Source organism: Bacillus pacificus (assembly GCF_020861345.1).
Classification (GTDB): domain Bacteria; phylum Bacillota; class Bacilli; order Bacillales; family Bacillaceae_G; genus Bacillus_A; species Bacillus_A pacificus.
Map to the genome: position 1 here is coordinate 3,403,789 of NZ_CP086328.1, position 21,349 is coordinate 3,425,137.

Consider the following 21,349-nt stretch of genomic DNA (forward strand, 5'->3'; position numbering starts at 1 on the left):
ACGATTTCTTATGCTGCTTTTGTTTCTTTGACTGTTTCTACATATTGTTTTGCTTTCTCATTATCGAATTCGCCTTCCCACTTCGACATAACAATGGCCGCTAATGCATTCCCTAATACATTGACAGATGAGCGAATCATATCTAAAATGCGGTCAATCCCCGCAATTAACGCGATACCTTCTAGTGGTAACCCCATTGAACCTAACGTTGCTAATACAACAACGAACGATGCACCTGGAACTCCCGCCATACCTTTGGATGTTAACATGAGAACGAATAATAACGTTATTTGCTCTGTCAGTGACATGTGCACACCGTACATTTGTGCAACAAATAATGCCGCTAACGCTTGATAAATAGCCGATCCAGTCAAGTTAAATGTATAACCTGTCGGAATTACGAAAGAGGCAACTGCCTTTGGACAACCGAACTCTTCCATTTTTCTCATTATATTAGGTAAAACAGCTTCTGAACTTGCTGTCGTAAATGAAAGAATAAGTTCTTCTTTTAAAATTTTCATTAACGTAAAAATGTTTACGCCAACCATTCTTGCATTTATACCTAATACAATCACAACGAATAGTATAACAGTTACGTATACAGCTAGCACTAGTTTTCCTAAAGGAAGTAGTGTTGCTACACCAAATTTTGCAACCGTAACAGCAATTAATGCGAATACACCAAATGGTGCAAATTTCATAACTTGATTTGTAACCCAAAACATCGCTTCGAGTACACCTTCAAAGAAGTTAAAAACAGGCTTTCCTTTTTCCCCAATTGCTGCGACTCCTAAACCGAATAATACTGAGAAGAAAATAATCGGTAATAAGTCACCTTGTGCAATCGATTCAAATACGTTTTTCGGTACGATATGAACAATCGTCTCAGCGAATCCTTGCTTCTCTGTAGCATCTGCTGTTTGTTTATAAGAAGAAATATCACTTTGCTGTAAGTTATTCATATCAACGCCAGTACCCGGCTGGAATATATTCGCCGCAAGTAACCCCATTAAAATAGCGATTGTCGTAATGATTTCGAAATAAAGAATTGTCTTCCCGCCTAGTTTCCCAAGCTTCTTCATATCGCCTACACCAGCTACTGCAACAATTAATGCTGAAATAACAATTGGTACTACAATCATCTTAATTAAGTGAATAAATATATCCCCAATTGGTGTAATATAAGAAATCGCCGTTTTATTGCCATAAAAGACTGCCCCTACTACAATCCCTAAAACAAGCGCGACAAAAATTTGTGTTGCCAATCCGAATTTTTTCATTTATGTTCATCCCCTTCATGCGAACGCTTTCAATTTGAATTTATAAAAGCTACTCACACATCTTATAAGCGAACCTACAAAATCATACAAAAACCTACAAGTTCGTCACAAAAAATTCAAATATTTTTCTTCTTTTTTTCATTGACACCATTTTGTTAAAAAACTATAAAATATACTTGATAAGTAATCAGATTGTTTCGTATAATCAAAAAGATATATACTTACAACAAATCAAAATGAAAAGGAGTGGATGATATGAAAAATTATGTGCAAAAATTCGTTCTATCTTCTTCTTTTCTTTTTCATTTTCTTAAAAAGGAACAAAGGCATTCGCCTTTGTTCCTTTTTTATTGCGATCTATATAGGGGGAATTGTTATGAGGCCATATAAACGTGTCTTAATTAAATTAAGCGGCGGTGCACTTGCCGATCAAACCGGAAATAGCTTTAACTCCAAACGATTAGAACATATCGCAAACGAAATTTTATCCATCGTTGATTTAGATATTGAGGTATCTATCGTCATTGGAGGCGGGAACATTTTTAGAGGTCATCTAGCGGAAGAATGGGGAATCGATCGTGTAGAAGCTGACAATATCGGTACGTTAGGTACAATCATTAACAGCTTAATGCTACGCGGTGTTTTAACAAGTAAAACAAATACAGAAGTGCGCGTTATGACTTCCATCCCGTTTAATGCTGTAGCTGAACCATACATTCGCCTACGTGCAATCCACCATTTAGATAACGGGTATATCGTTATTTTTGGAGGTGGTAACGGGCAACCGTTCGTTACGACAGATTACCCAAGTGTTCAAAGGGCTATTGAAATGAATAGTGATGCTATATTAGTCGCAAAACAAGGAGTAGATGGCGTCTTTACTAGTGATCCAAAACATAATAAAGCAGCAAAAATGTACAAAAAACTAAACTATAACGATATTGTTAGGCAAAACATACAAGTAATGGATCAAGCCGCTTTATTGCTTGCCCGTGATTATAATTTACCAGCACACGTCTTTAACTTTGATGAGCCTGGAGTAATGAAAAGAATTTGCTTAGGTGAACATGTGGGGACGTTGATTAATGATGATGCCTCATTGCTCGTGCATGAAAAATAATTATTAATCATAAAAAAGGGGTGTCTATAAAAGACTCCCTTTCTTTAAACTTTAGAAATAAAAATCAGCCAATCCCCCCAACTTTTCCTTACAACGCTCCCAAAACGATAACTTCTCAAAAAATTCTTTCGTCATTTCTTTTGAATTATGAAAATCCTCCGTTAACGCCTCATTAACTTGTCCTACAATTGAACCACCATGAATATACAAATTCATTTCATCATTTATATTGAAACTTCGGGAAGTAAAATTTGTCGTACCAATAACAGTTAGTTCATTATCAATAAGCATTAATTTGCCATGAAACATCCCTTTTTTATAACCATATACTTTAATTCCATTATTAACAGCTTGGCGAATATACGGATACGCCGCCTCTTTAATAAGAGGAATATCTGGTTTATATGACCAAAGTATTTTTACAGTAACTCCACGTTTTTGTGCTTCCATTAAAGCATTCATTACTTCTTTATTTTTGGCTATAAAGTAAGGTGTTGTAATGACAATTGAATGCTTTGCTTCTTTTATTAATTCTATATATTTTTCAGCGACGTGATGTCCATTGTAACTAGCCATCGTATGTAATGTATTCCCTTTACTCGCTTTATTCGTACTTCTTTTTATCTCTTCTTTCGTATCTCGTTTCCAATCTAAAGCGAATTGTTCTTCTAAATCTTTTGCTCCTTCTCCTTTAAGTCGCACATGATAGTCACGCCAATATCCAAATCGTTTATCTTTTCCTAAGTACTCATCCCCTATATTAAAACCACCCGTATAACCAATCTCTCCATCAATCGTCGTAATACGGCGATGATTACGATGGTGAAGTGAATAAAACCCGAATGGTAATTCAGGTTTTCTACTATATGTAAAATGTACACCACTTTCCCGCAATTCACTTATCATCTTTCTTTCAAATGATAAATCATTAATGCGATCCACTGATAAATAGACGTTTACTCCTTCTTTTGCCTTCTCTTTTAATAAATTTAAAAAAGTATGGCTACTTTTATCATCTGACAAAATAAAAAAGTACGTATAAATAGATCTCTTCGCCTCTCTTATATCAGTAAATAACTGTTTATAAAATGACTTCCCTTCTACATATAATTGAAAGTCACTATAATGAGGTGCATACTCTGTCGGCATGTTTTTCCCGGCTTCCATTTTTCTACCTAAGGTAACATCGATATGCATGCAAATTAAAATAAAAACAACAATAGCAACAATAATAGAAGTAACTCGCAATATTTTTTTAATCATTTTAATTTCCTTCCGCTCAAATTACATTCTACTCTGTAGTGTTTCATTTAAATATATTTTCATACGGAATGTATTTCTTCATTTTCATCGATGTTAAACAGGTAAAGGAGCGAAGAATATGGGAAAAGGAAAAACACCTATTGTTTTTGTCCCTGGACTTTTCGGTTCAATGAATAATATTATTATTCCGGGTACTGGTGATTGGAGCTTCGGACTATCTGCATTTGTTTATGAGCCATTTATTTTGATGTTAGAAAGTATGGGCTATGAACGAAATAAAAACCTATTTATTTGTTTTTATGACTGGCGTCAGCGGATTATTTTTTCTACACAAAAATATTTATTACAAACGATTGCTTATGCTAAAAAAATTACAGGGCGCGATAAACTAAATCTAATCTGTCATAGCATGGGAGGACTTCTTGGACGTTCTTACGTTCAAAGTGAAGAATATAAAAATGATGTAAATCAACTTATCATACTCTGTACACCAAGCGCTGGATCTCCGGCAAATTATAGTTATTGGACTGGAGGTAGTCTCCCTGTCCATGCCTCTTCTAAAATAAATATCGTTCATTTTTATATGGAACAATACATTAACTACTTAAGCACCTTATATAACATGAATACAGTTGAGGCGATACATCTTTATTTTCCAGGATTACAAGATGTTATTCCGTGTAAAGATTACGGGAATTATTTATTTATAAAATCTGGATCTTCAATTACATTTATTCCTTATAGTAAAATGAAAACGAAAAACCCTTTCCTCGATAATTTAAATAAAAATAGATTTATGATACAAAAAAGAAATATTGAAACTACACTCATTGCTGGAGATGGAGAGGAAACCATTCAATATTTACAAGTCGTTCCTTCATATTCTAGTCTGAAATGGACAGACGGCAAAGTCGTCGGTGATATGCTTACAAAACATGGTGACGGGAACGCTATTTTACATAGCGTTTTTCTCCTAGAGGGAAATAAATGTGTTGTGCATGCTTCACATAACGAAGTGCTCTACAAAAGCATTCCGATATTACAAAAGATACTCTAAATTACAAAACAAAAAAGGTGTAGCACTACGCCACACCTTTTTTTGTTAAACAAAGTTCCTCGCATCATTATTTCTTCCAAATTTATAAATCGCAATTAAGAAGAATGCAATTGCAAAAGCGAATAAAATGAAAATATTTAAATACAACTCAGCGAATGGAATTCCTTGCTGTAGTTTTGCTATCGTGTCTAATAACCAGCGCTGCGGAAGGAAATTAGCTACTTTTTGTACCGCTTTTGGCATAATGTCATACGGGAAATAACATCCAGCCAGTAAACATGTCGGTACAATAATCATATTTTGCATTGCATTTGCTGACGCTGAGTTTTTCGAAAAAGCGACAAGGACTAATGATATTCCAATTGCTATTAAAGCAAATAACATGAGTACGCCCAACATCACTATGAAAGGCATATTGATATTCGTATGAAAAACATTCGTTAGGAATAAAGTTGTAATTAGAATTTGTACTGTTAGTATCATCATATTTACCCCAACATTAGATAATATGAACTTCTTTCCGTCTATCGGTGTTGATAAGAGTCTAAAATATGTTCTATTCTCTTTTTCTTTTAAAATATGACCCGATAAGTTCGCTGCTGAAAACAACATAAACATAATAAGGTAACCTATCGTTTGGGTTGTCATATCTTTATTTTTCGAAGTATCTTCTAATGTTTCAGTTTTCATTTTAAATGCACTTTTTTGATACCCTGCGTACATAGTATCAAATGTGCTTTGATCTGTTCCTGCAACTTTACTAATCGCTGCTATATTATCAATATAATTATATAAATAGGACCTTATAAATCCTGTTACTTGATCACCTTTAATCGATGAAATTTCAATATGATCAGGTTTCCCTTCTCGAACACTTTCGGAAAAACCAGAATCTAATGTAATAACACCATCAAGTTTTTTTGAAGTGAGTTTATCTTCTACTTCAGAATCTTTAATCTTACTTACATTTACATGCTTTAATCCTTCTAAAAATTTCACTGTATCATTTGCTATAGGTTGATTTTCTTTATTTATAACCCCGATATTTAACGTTCCTTGCCCTACATTTCCGTATTCCGAAAAGGCGATGAGCGTTCCTATTATTGGCAAGCTAATAATAATAAATAAACTTTTTTTATTTTTCAAAAGTACAGATAACGTTTTTTGTATGAGCCATAAAATATCTTTCATACTATAGCCCCTCCCGTCTACGTAATGCAATAATTGCAATTAATAAAAAGAGTGCCGAAATTCCAAGGTTTAAACCTATTACCGGCAGTGCTGCCCCAACATCATTCGCATAGATAATTTTCATAACAGCTGTATTTGCCCACGTTAATGGTGATAAATTCGTAACGAAATTTTCTTCTACTACGAAATATGCACCACCAAAAATAGAAGCTAATTGCACGACTACCATAATAATTGCTCTCGATGCTTCAGCTGTTTTCGTAATATATCCGATCCCTAAACCGAAGCTAATTGCTAGAAAAACCTGTGTTAATAAAATAATAAATATAATTCCAAGATGGTCGCCCCAATTCGCTTGAAAAACAAATTTACTAAATAACATGACAAGCAATATGCACAGAGCATTTGCTACTAGGCTCCCAAGTACTTTTCCAATGAATATTTCAGCCTTACTTATAGGCGCAGCAATGAGACGATCTCCTGTTTTACGTATTCGTTCTCCTCGAATTAAAGAACTGGCTCCCATCGCTGCATATAGCGCAATCATCGTCGTCATTACAACTGCATAGTAATCCATAGAACCTGGCTTTTTCGCAGCTTGTAAAGATGTTTCTTTTATATAATCATTATGATTTCCATTTGAAATAACTGCGCTCACCTTACTAGGATCTACTTTTGCAACTTCGGCTGCTACATTGTACTTATCAACAAACGTTGTAAGCATGCCTTCCACAATACTTCCCTCAATACTACTTTTGTCACTTCCGTACAATTTTGCGCCATCTTTATTTAATTCTACATAAGCAGCATATTTATTTTGCTTCACTGCTTCCTTCCCATCTATACCTTCAGAAGCTTTTTTAAAATGAATACCCGATTTATCAGCTTCTTTCGCAAATGCTTCAAATGCTTGAGAAAACGTGCTACTCGCTTCATCTTTATATAGCACCTGTATATCTTTAATTGAATGACTATCACTATTAAATGCGTTTGTTAATGCTGTACCTAATACAAGCATAAGCACAATCGGAAAAGCTAACATAAAAACTAAAGTTCTTACGTCTCTGAAATCTCTTTTCATATGCATAATTGCAATATTGAAGATGTTCAATGGATGAACCTCCCTTTACCTTTTCTTCATTTACCTTTTATTTATCTCGTAAGTTTCTTCCAGTCAACGTAAGGAATACTGTTTCTAAGTTTGGAGCCTGCTCCTCTAACGAACGAATTTCAATGTCATGATTAATGAAGTGCTGAATAATTTTATTTAAATTGTTTAACCCTGCATCCGAGTTTACTTTAATTACATTCTCATCAATTTGAACAGCTTTCACTCCATTTATTTCTTTTAACTGTTCTACATCTAAATTTTCTACTGACTTCACTTCAATCCAAATGTCTTTCGTATCCGTAATAATCGCTTTTAACTGTTCTTTCGTGCCCTCTGCAATTACTTTACCGTGATCAACAATTGCGATTTTCGTACAAATCTCTTCTACCTCTTCCATGTAGTGACTCGTATAAATAATCGTGCTTCCCATTTCATTTAATTTCCGAACAGACTGGAGAATATAGTTTCTTGACTGTGGATCAATTCCAACTGTCGGCTCATCCATAATAATTAACTTCGGTCTATGAGCAATCGCACAAGCAATATTCAGCCTTCGTTTCATCCCGCCTGAAAAGTTTTTCGGATAACTTTTATATTTATCGCTAAGCCCTACAAATTGAAGTGCTTCCTCCACTCTCGCTTTTAACTCAGCACCCCTTAACCCATACAATCCAGCAAAGAATTTCACATTTTCATAGGCAGTTAGCTCTTCATAAATCGCAATATCTTGCGGAACGATACCGATATTCATCTTCGCAAATCGATTATGTTTCTTTATATTTTTTCCTAGTATGCTAATTTCACCTTCATTACTTCTTAGCAAGCCAGCAACCATATTTATCGTTGTACTTTTACCAGCACCATTCGATCCTAAAAAGCCAAATATTTCTCCTTCTTTAATAGATAAAGACATATTATCAACTGCGATGAAATCACCAAATTTTTTCGTTAAATTTTTAATTTCTAAAGTATTCATCGTTTCACCCCTATTTCGGTTTCTCTGCTTTTAGTATAAACAAAAAGAATGAACCTGCTCAGTGCAGAAGTTCATTCTTTTCACATGAGATTATTCACTTTTTTCATATGAGATGATTCATTCTCATATCGGCAGCAACATTGTTACTGAAAAACCACTTGTTCCATCTACAATAATTTTACCATTTACAGATGCCGTTCGTTCCTCCATCCCCATAATACCGAGACCTTTTTTAACAAGCATTGCACCTTTTCCATTATCCTTCACTTGTACCTTTACCATCTTGTTAAGTACATGAATATCGATTGAAATGACTGTCGCATCAGCATATTTCATCGCATTTGTTAATGCTTCCGTGACATTTTCACCGATAATCTTCCACTGTATAGGAGAAATCATATCTAAGTTCCCTTTATAAACGAAAGGAATATTCACATCATGCTTACCGGCAAATTCCTCTATGAATAATTTCATACGATGAATACCAATTTGCTCAGTTGGTGGCTTCATATTTTTTAATGTAATCCGAATGCTTTCAATTCCATCTTTCGAAATATGAATTGCATTTTGTAATAACTCAGCAGATTTTTCTTTATCTATCGCCATTAATCTCTTTGCTGCTTCCATTTGAATAAGTGCACCTGTCATCGAATGGCCAATTTTATCATGAATTTCTTGAGAAAGTCGATTTCTCTCTTCTAACTTAAATGTGTACTCTGATTGCCTTATATACTCTTTATTTTCATTTAAGCTTTTCGTCAGCCGTTGCATATCTTTTCGCATCTGATCATTTTGTGATTCAAGCTTTAATACGCGTAATATATACCGTTCTGCCATCGTTAATACGAGAAAGGAAAATGCAACAATTAATCCATATGTCATTCTAATACTTTCATTTGTAAAGATAATAGGAATCATCATAATGAGAAAGAGTTGCCATTTCTTCTCTATATAACGGAATATAATTTCATATAAGTTCAATGGTAAAAACAAAATAAAGAACGGATGAATCTTCCATGTAAATAACATAACTAAGCCAATCGATACAGAAGTTAATATGTTTTTGTGCGTATCTTTTTTACATATAGAGATTAGCACGTTTACAGAAAGATATAAAAGCAAAGTCAGTATAATCCATGGTAAGTTTGCAACATTTAAATAAATGTAACTAAACACAATATATATAAATACAATTAATTTACTTACAATTAACCAAAATTCCATATCTTTAATCTACTTTCCCTGTTAAATAATAAATCGCAATTTGTGTACGATGTTCCAGTCCAGTTTTCCCTAAAACTGACGTAATATAATTTGCAATTGTTCCTTCTGATATGAAAAGTTGCTTCGATATTTCTTTATTCGAAAAGCCTTTTGCAATTAATGCGATAATACTCAGCTCTCTTTCAGTAAAAAGACTTTTATCTATTTTACATTCTTCCTCTTTACTTTCCATTAAATTAGACTTAATTTTATCTAGAACTACATCTTGCATAACTGTTTGACCGTTATATACTCCTTTTATCGCATCACGAATACGCTCTGGATCATTATTTTTTAATAAATAACCTTTTGCCCCGTTCTTCACTGCGTCCAAAATATATTCATCATCATCGAACGTCGTTAAAATTAGCGGTTTCGTTTTCGTCTCTTCGCAAATGAATTTTGTCGCCTCTACCCCGTTCATATTTGGCATGCGAACATCTAAAAGGGCGATATCAACGTCGTTCTTTTTGCAATATTCCACTGCTTCTTTCCCATCATTTACTGTATCTACTACTTCGAACTCTTCATATGTATTTAAAATAATTTTCATGCCTTCTCTAATAAAAGAATTATCATCTGCTATTAATATTTTAATTTTCATGTTTGTTAGTATGGACATTCCCCTACTAACACTCACATCCTTTCTCCCTGTAACATTTCCTACTTGCTCATTATATACTTCTCTTTACCATTTTTTCACACCTTTTTTCATCTAGCTCACCTGCAAAAAATATATTATTCTTTTTTTACAAAATGTGTAGGGTGACTTATCATTCTTTACGTCTATATAATAGAATGCGTCAAAAAGGAGGGAGAGACCCATTGAGGAAAAACAATTAATTGAAAAAGCACAGCAAGGAAGCGAACATGCTTTTCGTATCCTTGTGCAAACATATCGTCACTATATTTTCCAAGTTATCTTTTCTATTTTAAGACATGAAAAAGATACGAAAGATGTTACACAAGAAGTATTCGTAAAAATTCACGCCTCTCTCCCAAATTATCAATTTCGCGGATTAAAAACGTGGATGGCGCGTATTGCCACCAATCACGCTATTGATTATAAGAGAAAAAAAGCTAGAGAAAACGAAGAACTCTCCTTATGTAAAGAAACTGAGGAAAATATAAAATCCTCTCAAAATATTGAGGATTTATTATTGACGAAAGAACAAAAATTACTCATTGCTCAAAAACTGAGAGAACTTCCCCATAATTACCGTGATGTCGTTCTCGCACATTACTTAGAAGAAAAAAGTTATTACGAAATTGCTTTGCAGGAAAATATCGAAGTGAAAACAGTCGAAATGAAACTGTATCGGGCAAGAAAATGGATTAAAAAACATTGGAAGGAGGAAGAGTTTCTATGATGCATTATTCAAAAGAAGATTGGCGCAATTATACATTAGATGTTATAGAAAGTAATGAACGTGAATCTATGGAAGAACATCTTTATGAATGTGATCATTGTTTAGCGCTTTATATGGAAAGTATTGATGAACAACAGGAAAACCTTCCAATGATAAATGATGATTCATTTACGAACGAAGTTATGACGCAAATTAATTTTAAAACGCTACAACCTAATGAAAATATAAAAACAAACTCATTAAAGCGAACGATTATTCACTACATAATTGCAACCGCAGCTACAATTATTTTTATGGTAAGTGGTTTATTCCAATATATTTTCACAGCGACATCAAATTTCGAGAAATCTTCAAAACATAACGAGTCTTCTATCTCACAACAAATTGTAAACAAATCGGTAGACACATCAAAAAAGGACGGAGGTTCAAAGCATGAATAAAAACCCCTTTTTAGCACTTGTATTAGGGCTAATTCCTGGGCTTGGACATTTATATTTAAAGAAATTTGGACGGTTTATTTTATATAGCGGAGGGGCTGTATTTCTATTTATCTTTGCAGCATTTTGTACAATAGCATTGGGAGCGCGTGATATTGCTTTTCTTTCTCTATTTTTACTAGCCGTGTTATGGGTGGTCAACTTACTAGATTTAGTTATCACGATTATTAACCAATCGAAAAAACAAGCAACCGGAGAATTAACAGAGTCCTCTAAAGAGAGCGAACGATTTTATATCATTCTTCTTTCCATCATCCCTGGACTTGGTCATTTTCAATTAGGGCTTATGCAACGTGGACTTACATTTTTAGTAGCTTGTACAGGAATCGGAAGTATGATCATTTTCGTTGCCCTTTTAACATCTCAAGAAAGTTTCCTTATCTTTCTCGTGACGTTACCTGTTTTATGGATTTATAATTTCTTCGATGTTGTTCAGCAACTCCAGAAAAAAGAACGTGGTGAGCAATTAGTTGACCGCACTATTTTTGAAGATTTTGAAGAGCACCGTGAACAAGGAAAGAAAAGTAAAACATTCGCTTCTATTTTAGCGATGTTTCCTGGAGCGGGACATATGTATTTAGGCTTACAGCGACGAGGCCTCCAGCTTATGGCAGCCTTTTTACTTTCCATCTATTTACTTGACTTATTAAGACTTTCAGCGTTTTTATTTTTAGTACCAATCATTTGGTTCTATAGCTTCTTTGACGCTTTACAGCAAACTGCAAAGTATGGAAAAGAACGTGTACATGACGAACCTATCATTGATTATTTTATCAATCATCAAAGATGGATCGGTATCGGGTTAATTACACTCGGGGGTTATTATTTATTAGATCAAACAGTCCTTCCTATTTTGAATGATTACTTCGCAACTATATTTAACATTCATCTTAGCGAGCTGTATTATCGCTATTTCCAAACATCTATCGTTGCACTCCTCTTAATTGGTGGCGGCTTTAAATTGTTACTTGGAAATAAAGAAAATAAAGGTGGTACGAAAGAATGAGAACATGGCGCGTTGGAACATTTTCAATGGGGCTTTCTATTATTGCATTAGGTTGCTTCTTACTATTTTCAGTTATAAAAGGTACTGAGGTATTAGATTCCTTAACAGCATGGTGGCCTGTTTTACTTATTATACTTGGCGTGGAAATTTTACTTTACCTTCTATTTTCTAAGAAGGAACAATCATTTATTAAATATGATATTTTTAGTATTTTCTTTATCGGTATTTTAGGAAGCGTCGGAATTGCTTTTTACTGTTTATTATCAACTGGATTGCTAGATGAAGTTCGTCATTCTATTCATACCACTCGCCAAACGAGTAATATTCCAAGTGGACAACTTAATATACCTGAATCTATCAAAAAAATTGTAGTGGATGCAGGACAGTACCCTCTAACAATAGAGGGAAATGATACAAATCAAATTCATCTTCTTGGAACATATGAAATGACGACGAAAGCTAATGAAAAACTTAATTTAAAACAAGAAGATTTTCTTTCCGTTCAAACAGCCGGGGAAACAATGTATATCACTTTAAAATCATTACCAGTTCAACATACGTTATGGAATTCCGCACCACAGGTCAAACCGACACTCGTTCTTCCACAAAATAAAAATGTAGAAGTTCGTGCTTCAAATAACGAACTATCCCTTTATCCAGGTCAATTACAAAATAATTGGTTTGTACAGGAAAGTTCAAATGTATCTGTTCATTTAACGAAAGAAAGCGATGTATCTTTAATCGCCATAACAAACAAAAAAGAATCCCACGGAAACACACCCTGGGAACAAGTTGAAGATTTAACGAAAAAAGAAGAGAATACTTCAGAAGAAAATCCAGAATTAAACGAACAAGAACATTGGTATAAAAATTCGATTAAAACTGGAAATGGAACGTACAAATTAAGCATTGAGAAAGCTTACAATTTAAATATGAGTGTTATTGAAAAATAAAAAAACCTTCCACAATTGTGGAAGGTTTTTCTCATATAATCGCTTTAATTCCCTCTAACACTAAGCCAATCATAAATCCGCAAACAGCTCCGTTTACTCGGATCCATTGTAAATCTTTACCGACGTTATTTTCAATCATTTCAATTAACGTTTTATCATCTAACTTATCAAGATTTTCTTGCACAAGCTTTCCGATTTTCGAATGGTTATTCTCAACAAGCTTCACAACTTGTTTTTGTAACCAATCTTCTATTTTTTGAACAGTCACTTCGTCATCTTTTATTTTATTCATTTGTTTTTGCAAAAATGGAATAACATACTTATCCGCAAATTCTTCATTGTTTACAAAGGCAACTGCTTTTTGCTGCGCTTGTTCCAACATCTCTTTAATTTTGTCAGTAGCATTCCAATTTGAAATCCATTTTTCTTTCCAATTTTCTAATTCTTGTAGTAACGCTTCATTTTCTTTTACATTTATAATTTCTTGACGAATTTTTGCTAATATAAGCTGTCTCGTGCTATTATCCGCATCTTGTAAGCTGTTAATATTGCTAATAATGAATTTCTGCAAAATGCCGCCAATTTTATCTTCATCTACAATATTCATAAACGACTTCAATGTAAACTGTAAAAATCCATCTACTTTTATATTTTCCATCGCCTTCATACCTAAACTTCCGAGCTGGTAACGTGCTTCATCTTGCGCTGTCCAATCTTTCACTTTTACTAAAATGTAATCAAGTGTCTTCTCATCATATTCTTGCACAACTAATTGATCAACAAGCACTTGTAAGATGTTACTTGTATTCATTGTATGCAAATACGTTTTTAATTCTTTTTCAATAATAACCGCTAATTTTTCCGTATCTATTGAAACAATCGCCTTCTCAGCAATCGTTACAATCCCTTTTTTCACAGCATTAGACTGCATTTCTCTCTCTGCAATTTGCAGCACCATTTGTGCTAGTTGCATTTCTTTTACTTTATTCGTAATACTTTCTTTCGTTAGCCACTCATTTTCTAACGTATTGATGAGCCCTTTCGTTACTCGTTTACGGTTTTTCGGTAACAAAGCTGTATGCGGAATTGGAATTCCCATCGGGTGACGGAATAATGCTGTAACTGCGAACCAATCCGCAAGTCCACCAACTAACCCAGCTTCAAATCCACCTTGAATAATCTCACCAGCTACCGACCCTTGAAAAGGAATAGAAGCCGCAAAACCTACCCCCATAACCCCAAGCGAAATACCCGCTATATATTTAGTCTGTAATGACATCGTATACACATCCTCTTATTATGTAAAATAAAGCTTTTTGTTGTATTTATTTGATATTAGTTCTTTATATCTATACTATAATGAACTAATGCGAAAATAACAAAGAATTTATAATAATACAAGTCTTGGATTTCAATTAGAAATGCTTTATTTCCTTTACTACTATTTAATTAATATCGGTTTTGAAGAGGAAATTATATTTAGAGGATATCTTTGGCCAAGATTAGTTGTGCTACTAGGTAAATTTTGGGGTACATTTCTTACATGTGCATGCTTTGGTATTGCCCATTCATTTATGCCGATTATTTTAGGTGACACCTCTCAAGGAATTGGGGATTGGGTAGGAGCTGGTCTGGCCGGACATTTGCTTTATGCTTTTATTTACACTCGTAATAATAATTTACTCCTCCCCATATTCATTCATGCTTTTTTAGATATGCCCTATAAAGTGGGATAAATAAAAATGAGGCTATTTACAGCCTCATTTTTGGTTTAACGTAAATGCCTCACCTTTTTTATAATACCCATCCATCACATCTTCTGGAACCATACTACCTCCCGTTCCCCACACAATATGAGTACCTTTCTTCATCTTCTCTGTTAACTGTTGTTTTTGTAAATACCCATCTTCTGTACATACTTTCACTGGTCCTATCATACCAGCTAATGCAGAAGGCTCTAAATAAATATTTTCCGTATCAGCTAGTTCTTTTAATAATCTATATAACTCTTCATCACTTACTGTGTAATTTCCACTCAAAAATGGTTCTATCGTTTTACCGACAAATCCAGACGGTCTTCCTACCGCTAGTCCGTCCGCGTCTGTTACATTATCAATCCCGATATCTTGAACGGCAATTTTATCATGAAGTCCTGTCATTAAACCGAGTAACATGCATGGAGAATGCGTAGGCTCGGCAAAGAAACAGTGTACGTTGTCTTTATACAATAACTTTAAACCAAATGCGACTCCGCCAGGTCCGCCCCCTACTCCGCATGGTAGATAAACGAATAAAGGATGTTCTTCATCCACTACAATCTCTAACTCTTCTAATTGTTTTTGTAAACGCGAGGCTGCTACTGCATATCCTAAAAATAAATCATGTGAGTTTTCATCATCTACAAAATAACAGCTAGGATCTGCATCTGCTTGCCTTCTTCCTTCTTCTACAGCTTTACTGTAATCAGCTTCATATTCAATAACATTTACACCTTTGCTTCTTAATAAATCTTTTTTCCATTGTTTCGCATCTGCTGACATATGAACCGTTACGTTAAAACCTAGTTTCGCACTCATAATCCCAATGCTTAGCCCTAAATTTCCTGTTGAACCGACTGCAATTGAATATTTGGCAAAAAACTCTCTACATGTATCACTATCTAAAATGGAATAATCATCTTCTTCTGTTAACATACCGTGCTGCAAAGCTAATTGTTCAGCATGTTTCAACACTTCATAAATGCCGCCTCTAGCTTTAATTGATCCTGATATTGGGAGATGACTATCACATTTTAATAATAATTCTCCTAAAATAGGTTGCTCGTAATTTTTCTCTAAAGCTTGTTTCATAGAAGGGATTTTCAATAAAGGTGATTCAATTATGCCTTTCGTCTCTTTCGTTTCAGGAAAAACTTTCGCAATGTATGATGCAAAACGCTTTAACCTCTCCTTCGCATCTTTTACATTCTCTTCACTGAGTGGCGAATCTTTTATTGCCGTTTCATACTTTTCCATGTTCGGATTCACCCAAAACACTTCTTCTGTTTCAATCAATTTATTTAATAGTGGATATTCCTCTTTTAATTTCTCTATTTCCTTCATTCCTCTTCCTGGTTTAAAATTCTTATAAAAATCTATAAATTGTTGGCGAACCAAGTCAAATGCCAACTACCGAAAAGGAATCTCACCTTTTTCCTGTCCGTAAGATTTGTGACCTTTTCATCCACCTATTGTGAAAGAATGACGGCAGGTTCCTGTTAGGAACGGTCTTTTCTTGCATACTACCATTCATCCAAGTCAGTAGTATGCAAGAGGTTATAAGAAATAAACCAGTACCCCCCTTCTATATTTAAATTTTAAATAATAATTGTTGATTGCTCATATAAACAGTTTTGTGAAGAATACTCCACAATTTCCAATTGTGATGATCTTTCCATGTTTTAATCGTTTGTAGCCATTTTTTATATACTTTTTTCGTATTCGTATCCTTTTCGCTTTCTTCCATTGAAGCGACAAAAATACGGAGTTTTGTTGTAATTTTGTTTTTTAATAATAGAACAACTTCTTTAGGTAATCTTTCTTGGAAACCTAATCCACGTCTTACGATTGTGAACGCAGCGGTTTCGTGAACACTAATACCAAACTTTTTACTATATTTTAATTTTCCGATCACACTTGTATAGGCAGGATTTACTGTTTTGACAGAAAATCCGTTACGAAGAGCCATACGAATTAAACTATCCAACATTTTTTTATACGTAAATTGATGAAATTTACGATTGCTGTATTTATCAGTATCATGAGACTGTCGGAATTTCAAATCCTCTAAAATAATACCACCTACATTGTTTTCTATTAACCATTTTTTGATTTGTTGTACGATTTGTCCGATTACTGTTGTGCGTTTGTTTGTTGAAAATGTATCAAGATTGTGTAAGTAAAAGATCTTCGAACCCTTAAAATTACCTTGTTTTGTACATAAACTAATTGCAATTCGATCCGGATTCACATCGATCCCTGCAATTAAATCAGATTGTGGTGTTTCTTTAAAATCTAATACACGACCTATTTCCGTTTCATCAAACGTAATGTTTACATAAAAATCATTTTGTTTGCGAATAATTTCTACACTATATTTTTGATGATCTATAATCGGTTTTCCTTTTGGATTTACACCGATTTGTTCTCCCATAACAACATTTGTGATTTCATGATAAAAACGATATGGAATAATAATCGGAACTTTGATTCGTGGGCTTTTTGTTTTTCCATTTGTTCGTCCTAATGAATTTGCAATTTCTAACCATCCTTGCCCACAATCATCAACTGTAATGCGCATGTTCAAATTCCCTTTTTTACTTTTATCTCCGCGAGAATATAATTGCCTTGTACGTAAATCTTTCCATTCTTGATTGGATATCTTACCTTTCATTCTTTCATAGAAATTTTTCCGTCCACCAAAAATAATAGGAGGTAATGTTCCATTTTTAATATGTGTTTCATACATTTCAATTTTTTGTTCTAATTTTTGTTGTCTTTTTCTTAATCCAATTAGACACATTTCTAATGAAACTTTTTTTGGGTTTTTCCTGCCACTTTCATAATCATCTTTTTTTTGTAATGTTTTTTCTAATTTTTTTTGATTGTTTTCTAGGTAAACAGGAAGAAGTTCTTTTTGGGAGGAAAGGATGGTTTGTACTTGCAAAACTGCATCTTCACAAAAGCGTTTGTTTAACAAATATTTAAGTTGTAGTTTTTTAATCAATTCTTTCTCGCTTTCTCCTTCAATTAAACGATTAAAACTATATCGTTTTGCACTTTCGAACGTACGGATCAAAGTAATTAAAGCTTCCATTTGTTCTTTTGTAATAGAATTGATTTTACAAGTACGTGTTGTTTTCATCCTTTTCCCCCTTTTCATCACCTGAAAATATTATAGGTTGAATTCTGTAAAATATAAAACCTGTAATTGTAAATTTTTATAGTTTTTTATAGTTTTTTATAGATTCTTATTTACTGTTATTACCTCCTCATCACCTTGTAGCTTGCGATTTAATAAATTATAATTAAATTAATTTTAATATAGTTTAACATAAATTATCCACTTTAGTTAATTTTAATTTAATTTATTTAAATATAATTTAATGATCAGTAAGGAGATTTTCATTATGGAAAATATAGATATTGGTAAAAAAATTGAAAAACAAAGAAAGGAAAAAGGTTTAACGAGTAAAGAACTAGCAAAGATGGCCGATATTACACCATCTATGTTAAGTCAAATTGAACGCGGATCTGCTAACCCTTCTATCCAAACATTAAAAGTTCTCGCTAAAGCGCTTGATGTTCCAACATTTAGCTTTTTACTTGAAGATACAAATACAGACGATTTAATTGTACGCTCTCATAAACGTAAAAAAATGATTATCGATAATTTATCATATGAAATGCTATCACCTGATTTCACAGGAAATTTAGCAACAGCGATTATGACTGTCCCGCCGAATACAGCTTCATCAGAAAATGTACTAGAACATAAGGGTGAAGAATTAGCATTTGTATTAGAAGGGAAAATCACATTACATTTAAATGAAGAAGAATACATATTAGAAACGGGTGATAGTGTAAAAATACCCGCTTATTTAAAACATAAATGGGTAAATCAATTTGAGAAAAATGCGATTGTTTTATTTTCTGTTACTCCACCGATTTTTTAATAGATGTAATAAAAATAGCCACGTGCGGATTCCTCCGTACATGGCTATTTTTATTTTTTCGGCACGAACAAAATCCCTAAACTCAGAACACAAAAACTGAGTATTTGCTGCATCGATAAACCAAATAAAATCGAATTCTGTTCACTAATAAGCGAAAGAATAATATGAGCAACACCCTCAACTATTAGAAAAACACTTATGTTCTTTCCATTTCCGAGCCTTTCATTTTTCATCCATAATAAGCCCAATAGACACAGGGCAAGGATGATCTCGTATACAAAAACGGGGTGATATAAAAATTTAGATTCATATACTTTCACACCCCAAGGCAGTGTCGTTTGTACTCCTATTTTGTGGTGGAATAGAAAATAGAAAACAATACTCATACATAGTCCAATAGGCAATGTATCAAGTAAAATGCGAAGTGAAAATTGCTCCTTTTTACTTTTCCAAACAATGTATACACTTGCAATTATGCATCCTACTATAATATGTTTCATACTTCCTATAGCTAATAATGCTTGCAGTGGCGACCTAATAGCCCATACTGGATTTAAAATTGCCGGTGCAAATTTCCATAAAAATACGATGATAAGAAAAGCATTTGTTACTGCATCCATCATTTTTTCATATGGTACACTTTGTTTCTTCATCTTTCGTTTCATCAACATAAATCCAAATAGACTTCCAATTATAAGAGATACGGGTTGTAACCTCACGATCCACTCCATTAATACAAAATCCCCTCTTTAACTCTCAATTAATTTCTTAAATTTCTCTTCTAATTGATCTGGAGGTAATACGCCTCGTACTTGCTCTACGATAATGCCATCTTTATTAACAAAAAACGTCGTTGGTAAAGAAAATACTTTATAGTCTAATCCAGCTACTCCGTCCATATCTAGTAAAACAGGAAACTTAAATCCGTGACGATCCGCAAAAGCGCTCGCTTCTTGCACTGGATCTCCGATTGTTGCATTTACCGCAAAGATTTCAACATCCTTTTTATATTTATCATACATACGAACTAAGTCAGGTGCCTCCATTTCACATGGACCACACCATGATGCCCAAAAATTAATAAGATACGGTTTTCCCTTTGCATCATGTAACGAATACAACTTCCCGTCTAGTCCTTTTAACGTTATGTTTGGTGCTTTAAATCCTACTTGTGGTAATACTTCTGTTTTTTGTAACTCCGCTTGTTTTTCTTTTCTTTCCTTTTCTTCTTTCTTTGTATTATAAAAGTTCACTCCGGCCCAAATTAGTGCTCCGGCTAGTATAATCACAATTAGTTTCTTCACTTTTCTTCCTCCTAAACACACTACATAAAGTAGTGTTAATACTTAAAAAAAAGAGGCTATATGCACTCTCCGACAATCAGTACAACCGACATACAAAATAAACCTACTGTTACATATACCGAATTCGTATGTAACGGCATATTGAGCTTAACAACTTTTTCATGTAACACTTGCTCAATTCGTAAATTTATTGCTGTTTTTGCAAATGAAGCTGTAACACATCGATTTTCCATTGTCTTTATTTTAATTAATTTTAATAATGCGCTTCCTAACTCGAATTTAGATTTCATTTTCCGCATTGCATACTTATCTGCAGCTAACTCTTGATACACATGATAGCGCTGCAATAGCCCTTTTAATATCGGGATGTATATCATTCCTTCTGCTAATAACGTAAAACAAAATAATTTTAATGGGTCTCGATTGTTTTGATGATATTCTTCATGAAAAATAATCGCATCCATTTCTTCAGCTGAAAAAGTTTGAAGCATCCCTTCTGACACGACAACTTTCGGACGAAGGGAATAAGTACTTTTTGTAACCTTTTAGTATCAAAAAATTGTCGCCACATTCTTTTGCAAACAATAAACACAGTAAGTAGTAGAAATCCAGCGATTATAATACGAATGAATGATAATTCTTTCATATGTTTTTCTAACTGAAACAAGCAAAAATTCGAAAGAAAGAACGCCTTATTTTGAAACAGAAATGGATATGTAACGTAATACACTAACATACTAAAAAAGAGGGAACTAACAATGACTGCTAACAATACGATTTTACGCATTTGCCATTTCATTTCATTAATCCTCTTTTTTTAACTGACTCAATTTATCTTCTAACTTTTTTATTAAAGTCGGATCAACTTGCTCTAATTCATCTAGCATATGATTTACAACTAAATCACCAAATTCCCCCATCAATTCCTGTGTCATTTTCTTCGTTTGATTGGATAAGAATTCATCTTTTGTTTGTACAGCACGATATATTCCACTTCTTTTCATAGTCTGCTTTTCTAAGTGTAATTTCTCTACTAACCTGTTCATAACTGTCATTACAGTATTAAAATTTACAGGTGATTCTTCACTTAATTTCTGCTGTACTTCTTTAATCGTAATACCCTCACTAGACCAAACAATCTCCATAATCTTTGCTTCAAGCGGTCCAAAGAAATGATTTAGCCCTTGTTCATTTAGCTTATAGTTTTGAGTAAACATCGTATAGCTCCTTTCACACTACGAATTG

Annotated in this window: 21 protein-coding genes and 1 pseudogene; 8 read left to right on the forward strand and 14 right to left on the reverse strand. The window is 33.6% G+C overall.

Features of this window, described 5'->3' with window-relative positions; translation table 11 throughout:
* Positions 1-8: 8 nt before the first annotated feature.
* Positions 9-1,280, reverse strand: coding sequence for a cation:dicarboxylate symporter family transporter (locus LMD38_RS17640; protein WP_000713289.1), 1,272 nt, complete (start codon positions 1,278-1,280; stop codon positions 9-11).
* A gap of 376 nt (positions 1,281-1,656) precedes the next feature.
* On the opposite strand from LMD38_RS17640, the gene pyrH reads away from it, so the two are divergent.
* On the forward strand, positions 1,657-2,400 hold the full coding sequence (gene pyrH, locus LMD38_RS17645) for a UMP kinase (protein WP_001248048.1): 744 nt from the start codon (positions 1,657-1,659) through the stop codon (positions 2,398-2,400).
* A 51-nt stretch (positions 2,401-2,451) separates the two neighbouring features.
* On the opposite strand, the gene cls is transcribed toward pyrH, so the two are convergent.
* On the reverse strand, positions 2,452-3,663 hold the full coding sequence (gene cls, locus LMD38_RS17650; protein WP_062822349.1) for a cardiolipin synthase: 1,212 nt from the start codon (positions 3,661-3,663) through the stop codon (positions 2,452-2,454).
* 118 nt (positions 3,664-3,781) lie between these two features.
* On the opposite strand from cls, the gene LMD38_RS17655 reads away from it, so the two are divergent.
* On the forward strand, positions 3,782-4,720 hold the full coding sequence (locus tag LMD38_RS17655; RefSeq protein WP_061183899.1) for an esterase/lipase family protein: 939 nt from the start codon (positions 3,782-3,784) through the stop codon (positions 4,718-4,720).
* A gap of 45 nt (positions 4,721-4,765) precedes the next feature.
* Here LMD38_RS17655 and LMD38_RS17660 read toward each other — a convergent pair whose 3' ends face one another.
* The 5 genes from LMD38_RS17660 to LMD38_RS17680 form a co-directional block, all read right to left on the reverse strand.
* Entirely contained in the window at positions 4,766-5,911 is a 1,146-nt protein-coding gene (locus LMD38_RS17660; protein ID WP_016717127.1) for an ABC transporter permease, read from the reverse strand.
* Between the two features lies 1 nt (position 5,912).
* Positions 5,913-7,022, reverse strand: a complete 1,110-nt coding sequence (locus tag LMD38_RS17665; protein ID WP_001020172.1) for an ABC transporter permease — start codon at positions 7,020-7,022, stop codon at positions 5,913-5,915.
* A gap of 37 nt (positions 7,023-7,059) precedes the next feature.
* On the reverse strand, positions 7,060-7,998 hold the full coding sequence (locus LMD38_RS17670) for an ABC transporter ATP-binding protein (RefSeq protein ID WP_001093843.1): 939 nt from the start codon (positions 7,996-7,998) through the stop codon (positions 7,060-7,062).
* A 123-nt stretch (positions 7,999-8,121) separates the two neighbouring features.
* Positions 8,122-9,222 carry a sensor histidine kinase gene (locus LMD38_RS17675; RefSeq protein ID WP_016717125.1) on the reverse strand — a complete coding sequence of 367 codons (1,101 nt, stop codon included), beginning with the start codon at positions 9,220-9,222 and terminating at the stop codon, positions 8,122-8,124.
* Between the two features lie 4 nt (positions 9,223-9,226).
* Complete coding sequence (locus LMD38_RS17680; RefSeq protein ID WP_000694106.1) at positions 9,227-9,865, reverse strand: response regulator transcription factor; 639 nt, start codon at positions 9,863-9,865, stop codon at positions 9,227-9,229.
* A 283-nt stretch (positions 9,866-10,148) separates the two neighbouring features.
* Between LMD38_RS17680 and LMD38_RS17685 the strand changes: the two genes are divergently transcribed.
* From LMD38_RS17685 to exsE, 4 genes are read left to right on the forward strand one after another with little or no spacing between them, the layout of a single operon-like run.
* Entirely contained in the window at positions 10,149-10,631 is a 483-nt protein-coding gene (locus tag LMD38_RS17685; RefSeq protein WP_228919822.1) for an RNA polymerase sigma factor, read from the forward strand.
* Positions 10,628-11,071: a hypothetical protein gene (locus LMD38_RS17690; RefSeq protein WP_016717122.1), complete on the forward strand. Its 444-nt coding sequence runs from the start codon at positions 10,628-10,630 to the stop codon at positions 11,069-11,071. Before LMD38_RS17685 ends, LMD38_RS17690 begins: the two co-directional genes overlap by 4 nt.
* Positions 11,064-12,134 carry a hypothetical protein gene (locus tag LMD38_RS17695; RefSeq protein WP_001039094.1) on the forward strand — a complete coding sequence of 357 codons (1,071 nt, stop codon included), beginning with the start codon at positions 11,064-11,066 and terminating at the stop codon, positions 12,132-12,134. The genes LMD38_RS17690 and LMD38_RS17695 overlap by 8 nt, the downstream gene beginning before the upstream one ends.
* Positions 12,131-13,087 (forward strand): exosporium protein ExsE, encoded by a 957-nt coding sequence (gene exsE / locus LMD38_RS17700; RefSeq protein WP_228919823.1) that lies wholly within the window; start codon positions 12,131-12,133, stop codon positions 13,085-13,087. Before LMD38_RS17695 ends, exsE begins: the two co-directional genes overlap by 4 nt.
* Positions 13,088-13,118: 31 nt before the next feature.
* On the opposite strand, the gene LMD38_RS17705 is transcribed toward exsE, so the two are convergent.
* Positions 13,119-14,366: a DUF445 domain-containing protein gene (locus LMD38_RS17705; protein WP_061183902.1), complete on the reverse strand. Its 1,248-nt coding sequence runs from the start codon at positions 14,364-14,366 to the stop codon at positions 13,119-13,121.
* 142 nt (positions 14,367-14,508) lie between these two features.
* Between LMD38_RS17705 and LMD38_RS17710 the strand changes: the two genes are divergently transcribed.
* Positions 14,509-14,823 (forward strand): CPBP family intramembrane glutamic endopeptidase, encoded by a 315-nt coding sequence (locus LMD38_RS17710; RefSeq protein WP_073530914.1) that lies wholly within the window; start codon positions 14,509-14,511, stop codon positions 14,821-14,823.
* Positions 14,824-14,847: 24 nt separating this feature from the next.
* Here the strand turns inward: LMD38_RS17710 and dsdA are convergent, their stop codons facing one another.
* Positions 14,848-16,188: a D-serine ammonia-lyase gene (gene dsdA, locus LMD38_RS17715; protein WP_016717118.1), complete on the reverse strand. Its 1,341-nt coding sequence runs from the start codon at positions 16,186-16,188 to the stop codon at positions 14,848-14,850.
* A gap of 247 nt (positions 16,189-16,435) precedes the next feature.
* A complete protein-coding gene (locus LMD38_RS17720; protein ID WP_080495925.1) occupies positions 16,436-17,989 on the reverse strand; it encodes an IS200/IS605 family accessory protein TnpB-related protein in 1,554 nt (517 codons plus the stop codon).
* Between the two features lie 265 nt (positions 17,990-18,254).
* Between LMD38_RS17720 and LMD38_RS17725 the strand changes: the two genes are divergently transcribed.
* A complete protein-coding gene (locus LMD38_RS17725) occupies positions 18,255-18,800 on the forward strand; it encodes a helix-turn-helix domain-containing protein (RefSeq protein ID WP_000427640.1) in 546 nt (181 codons plus the stop codon).
* Positions 18,801-18,850: 50 nt separating this feature from the next.
* Here the strand turns inward: LMD38_RS17725 and LMD38_RS17730 are convergent, their stop codons facing one another.
* The 4 genes and pseudogenes from LMD38_RS17730 to LMD38_RS17745 all read right to left on the reverse strand — a co-directional run bounded on the left by LMD38_RS17730 (position 18,851) and on the right by LMD38_RS17745 (position 21,321).
* Positions 18,851-19,531 (reverse strand): prolipoprotein diacylglyceryl transferase family protein, encoded by a 681-nt coding sequence (locus tag LMD38_RS17730; RefSeq protein WP_000454859.1) that lies wholly within the window; start codon positions 19,529-19,531, stop codon positions 18,851-18,853.
* A gap of 18 nt (positions 19,532-19,549) precedes the next feature.
* The gene (locus LMD38_RS17735) at positions 19,550-20,104 is read right to left on the reverse strand and encodes a TlpA family protein disulfide reductase (protein WP_000734019.1); all 555 of its coding nucleotides are present in this window, start codon (positions 20,102-20,104) and stop codon (positions 19,550-19,552) included.
* A gap of 56 nt (positions 20,105-20,160) precedes the next feature.
* Positions 20,161-20,903: pseudogene (locus LMD38_RS17740) on the reverse strand (M56 family metallopeptidase).
* A gap of 4 nt (positions 20,904-20,907) precedes the next feature.
* Positions 20,908-21,321, reverse strand: a complete 414-nt coding sequence (locus LMD38_RS17745) for a BlaI/MecI/CopY family transcriptional regulator (RefSeq protein ID WP_016717115.1) — start codon at positions 21,319-21,321, stop codon at positions 20,908-20,910.
* Between the last annotated feature and the right edge of the window lie 28 nt (positions 21,322-21,349).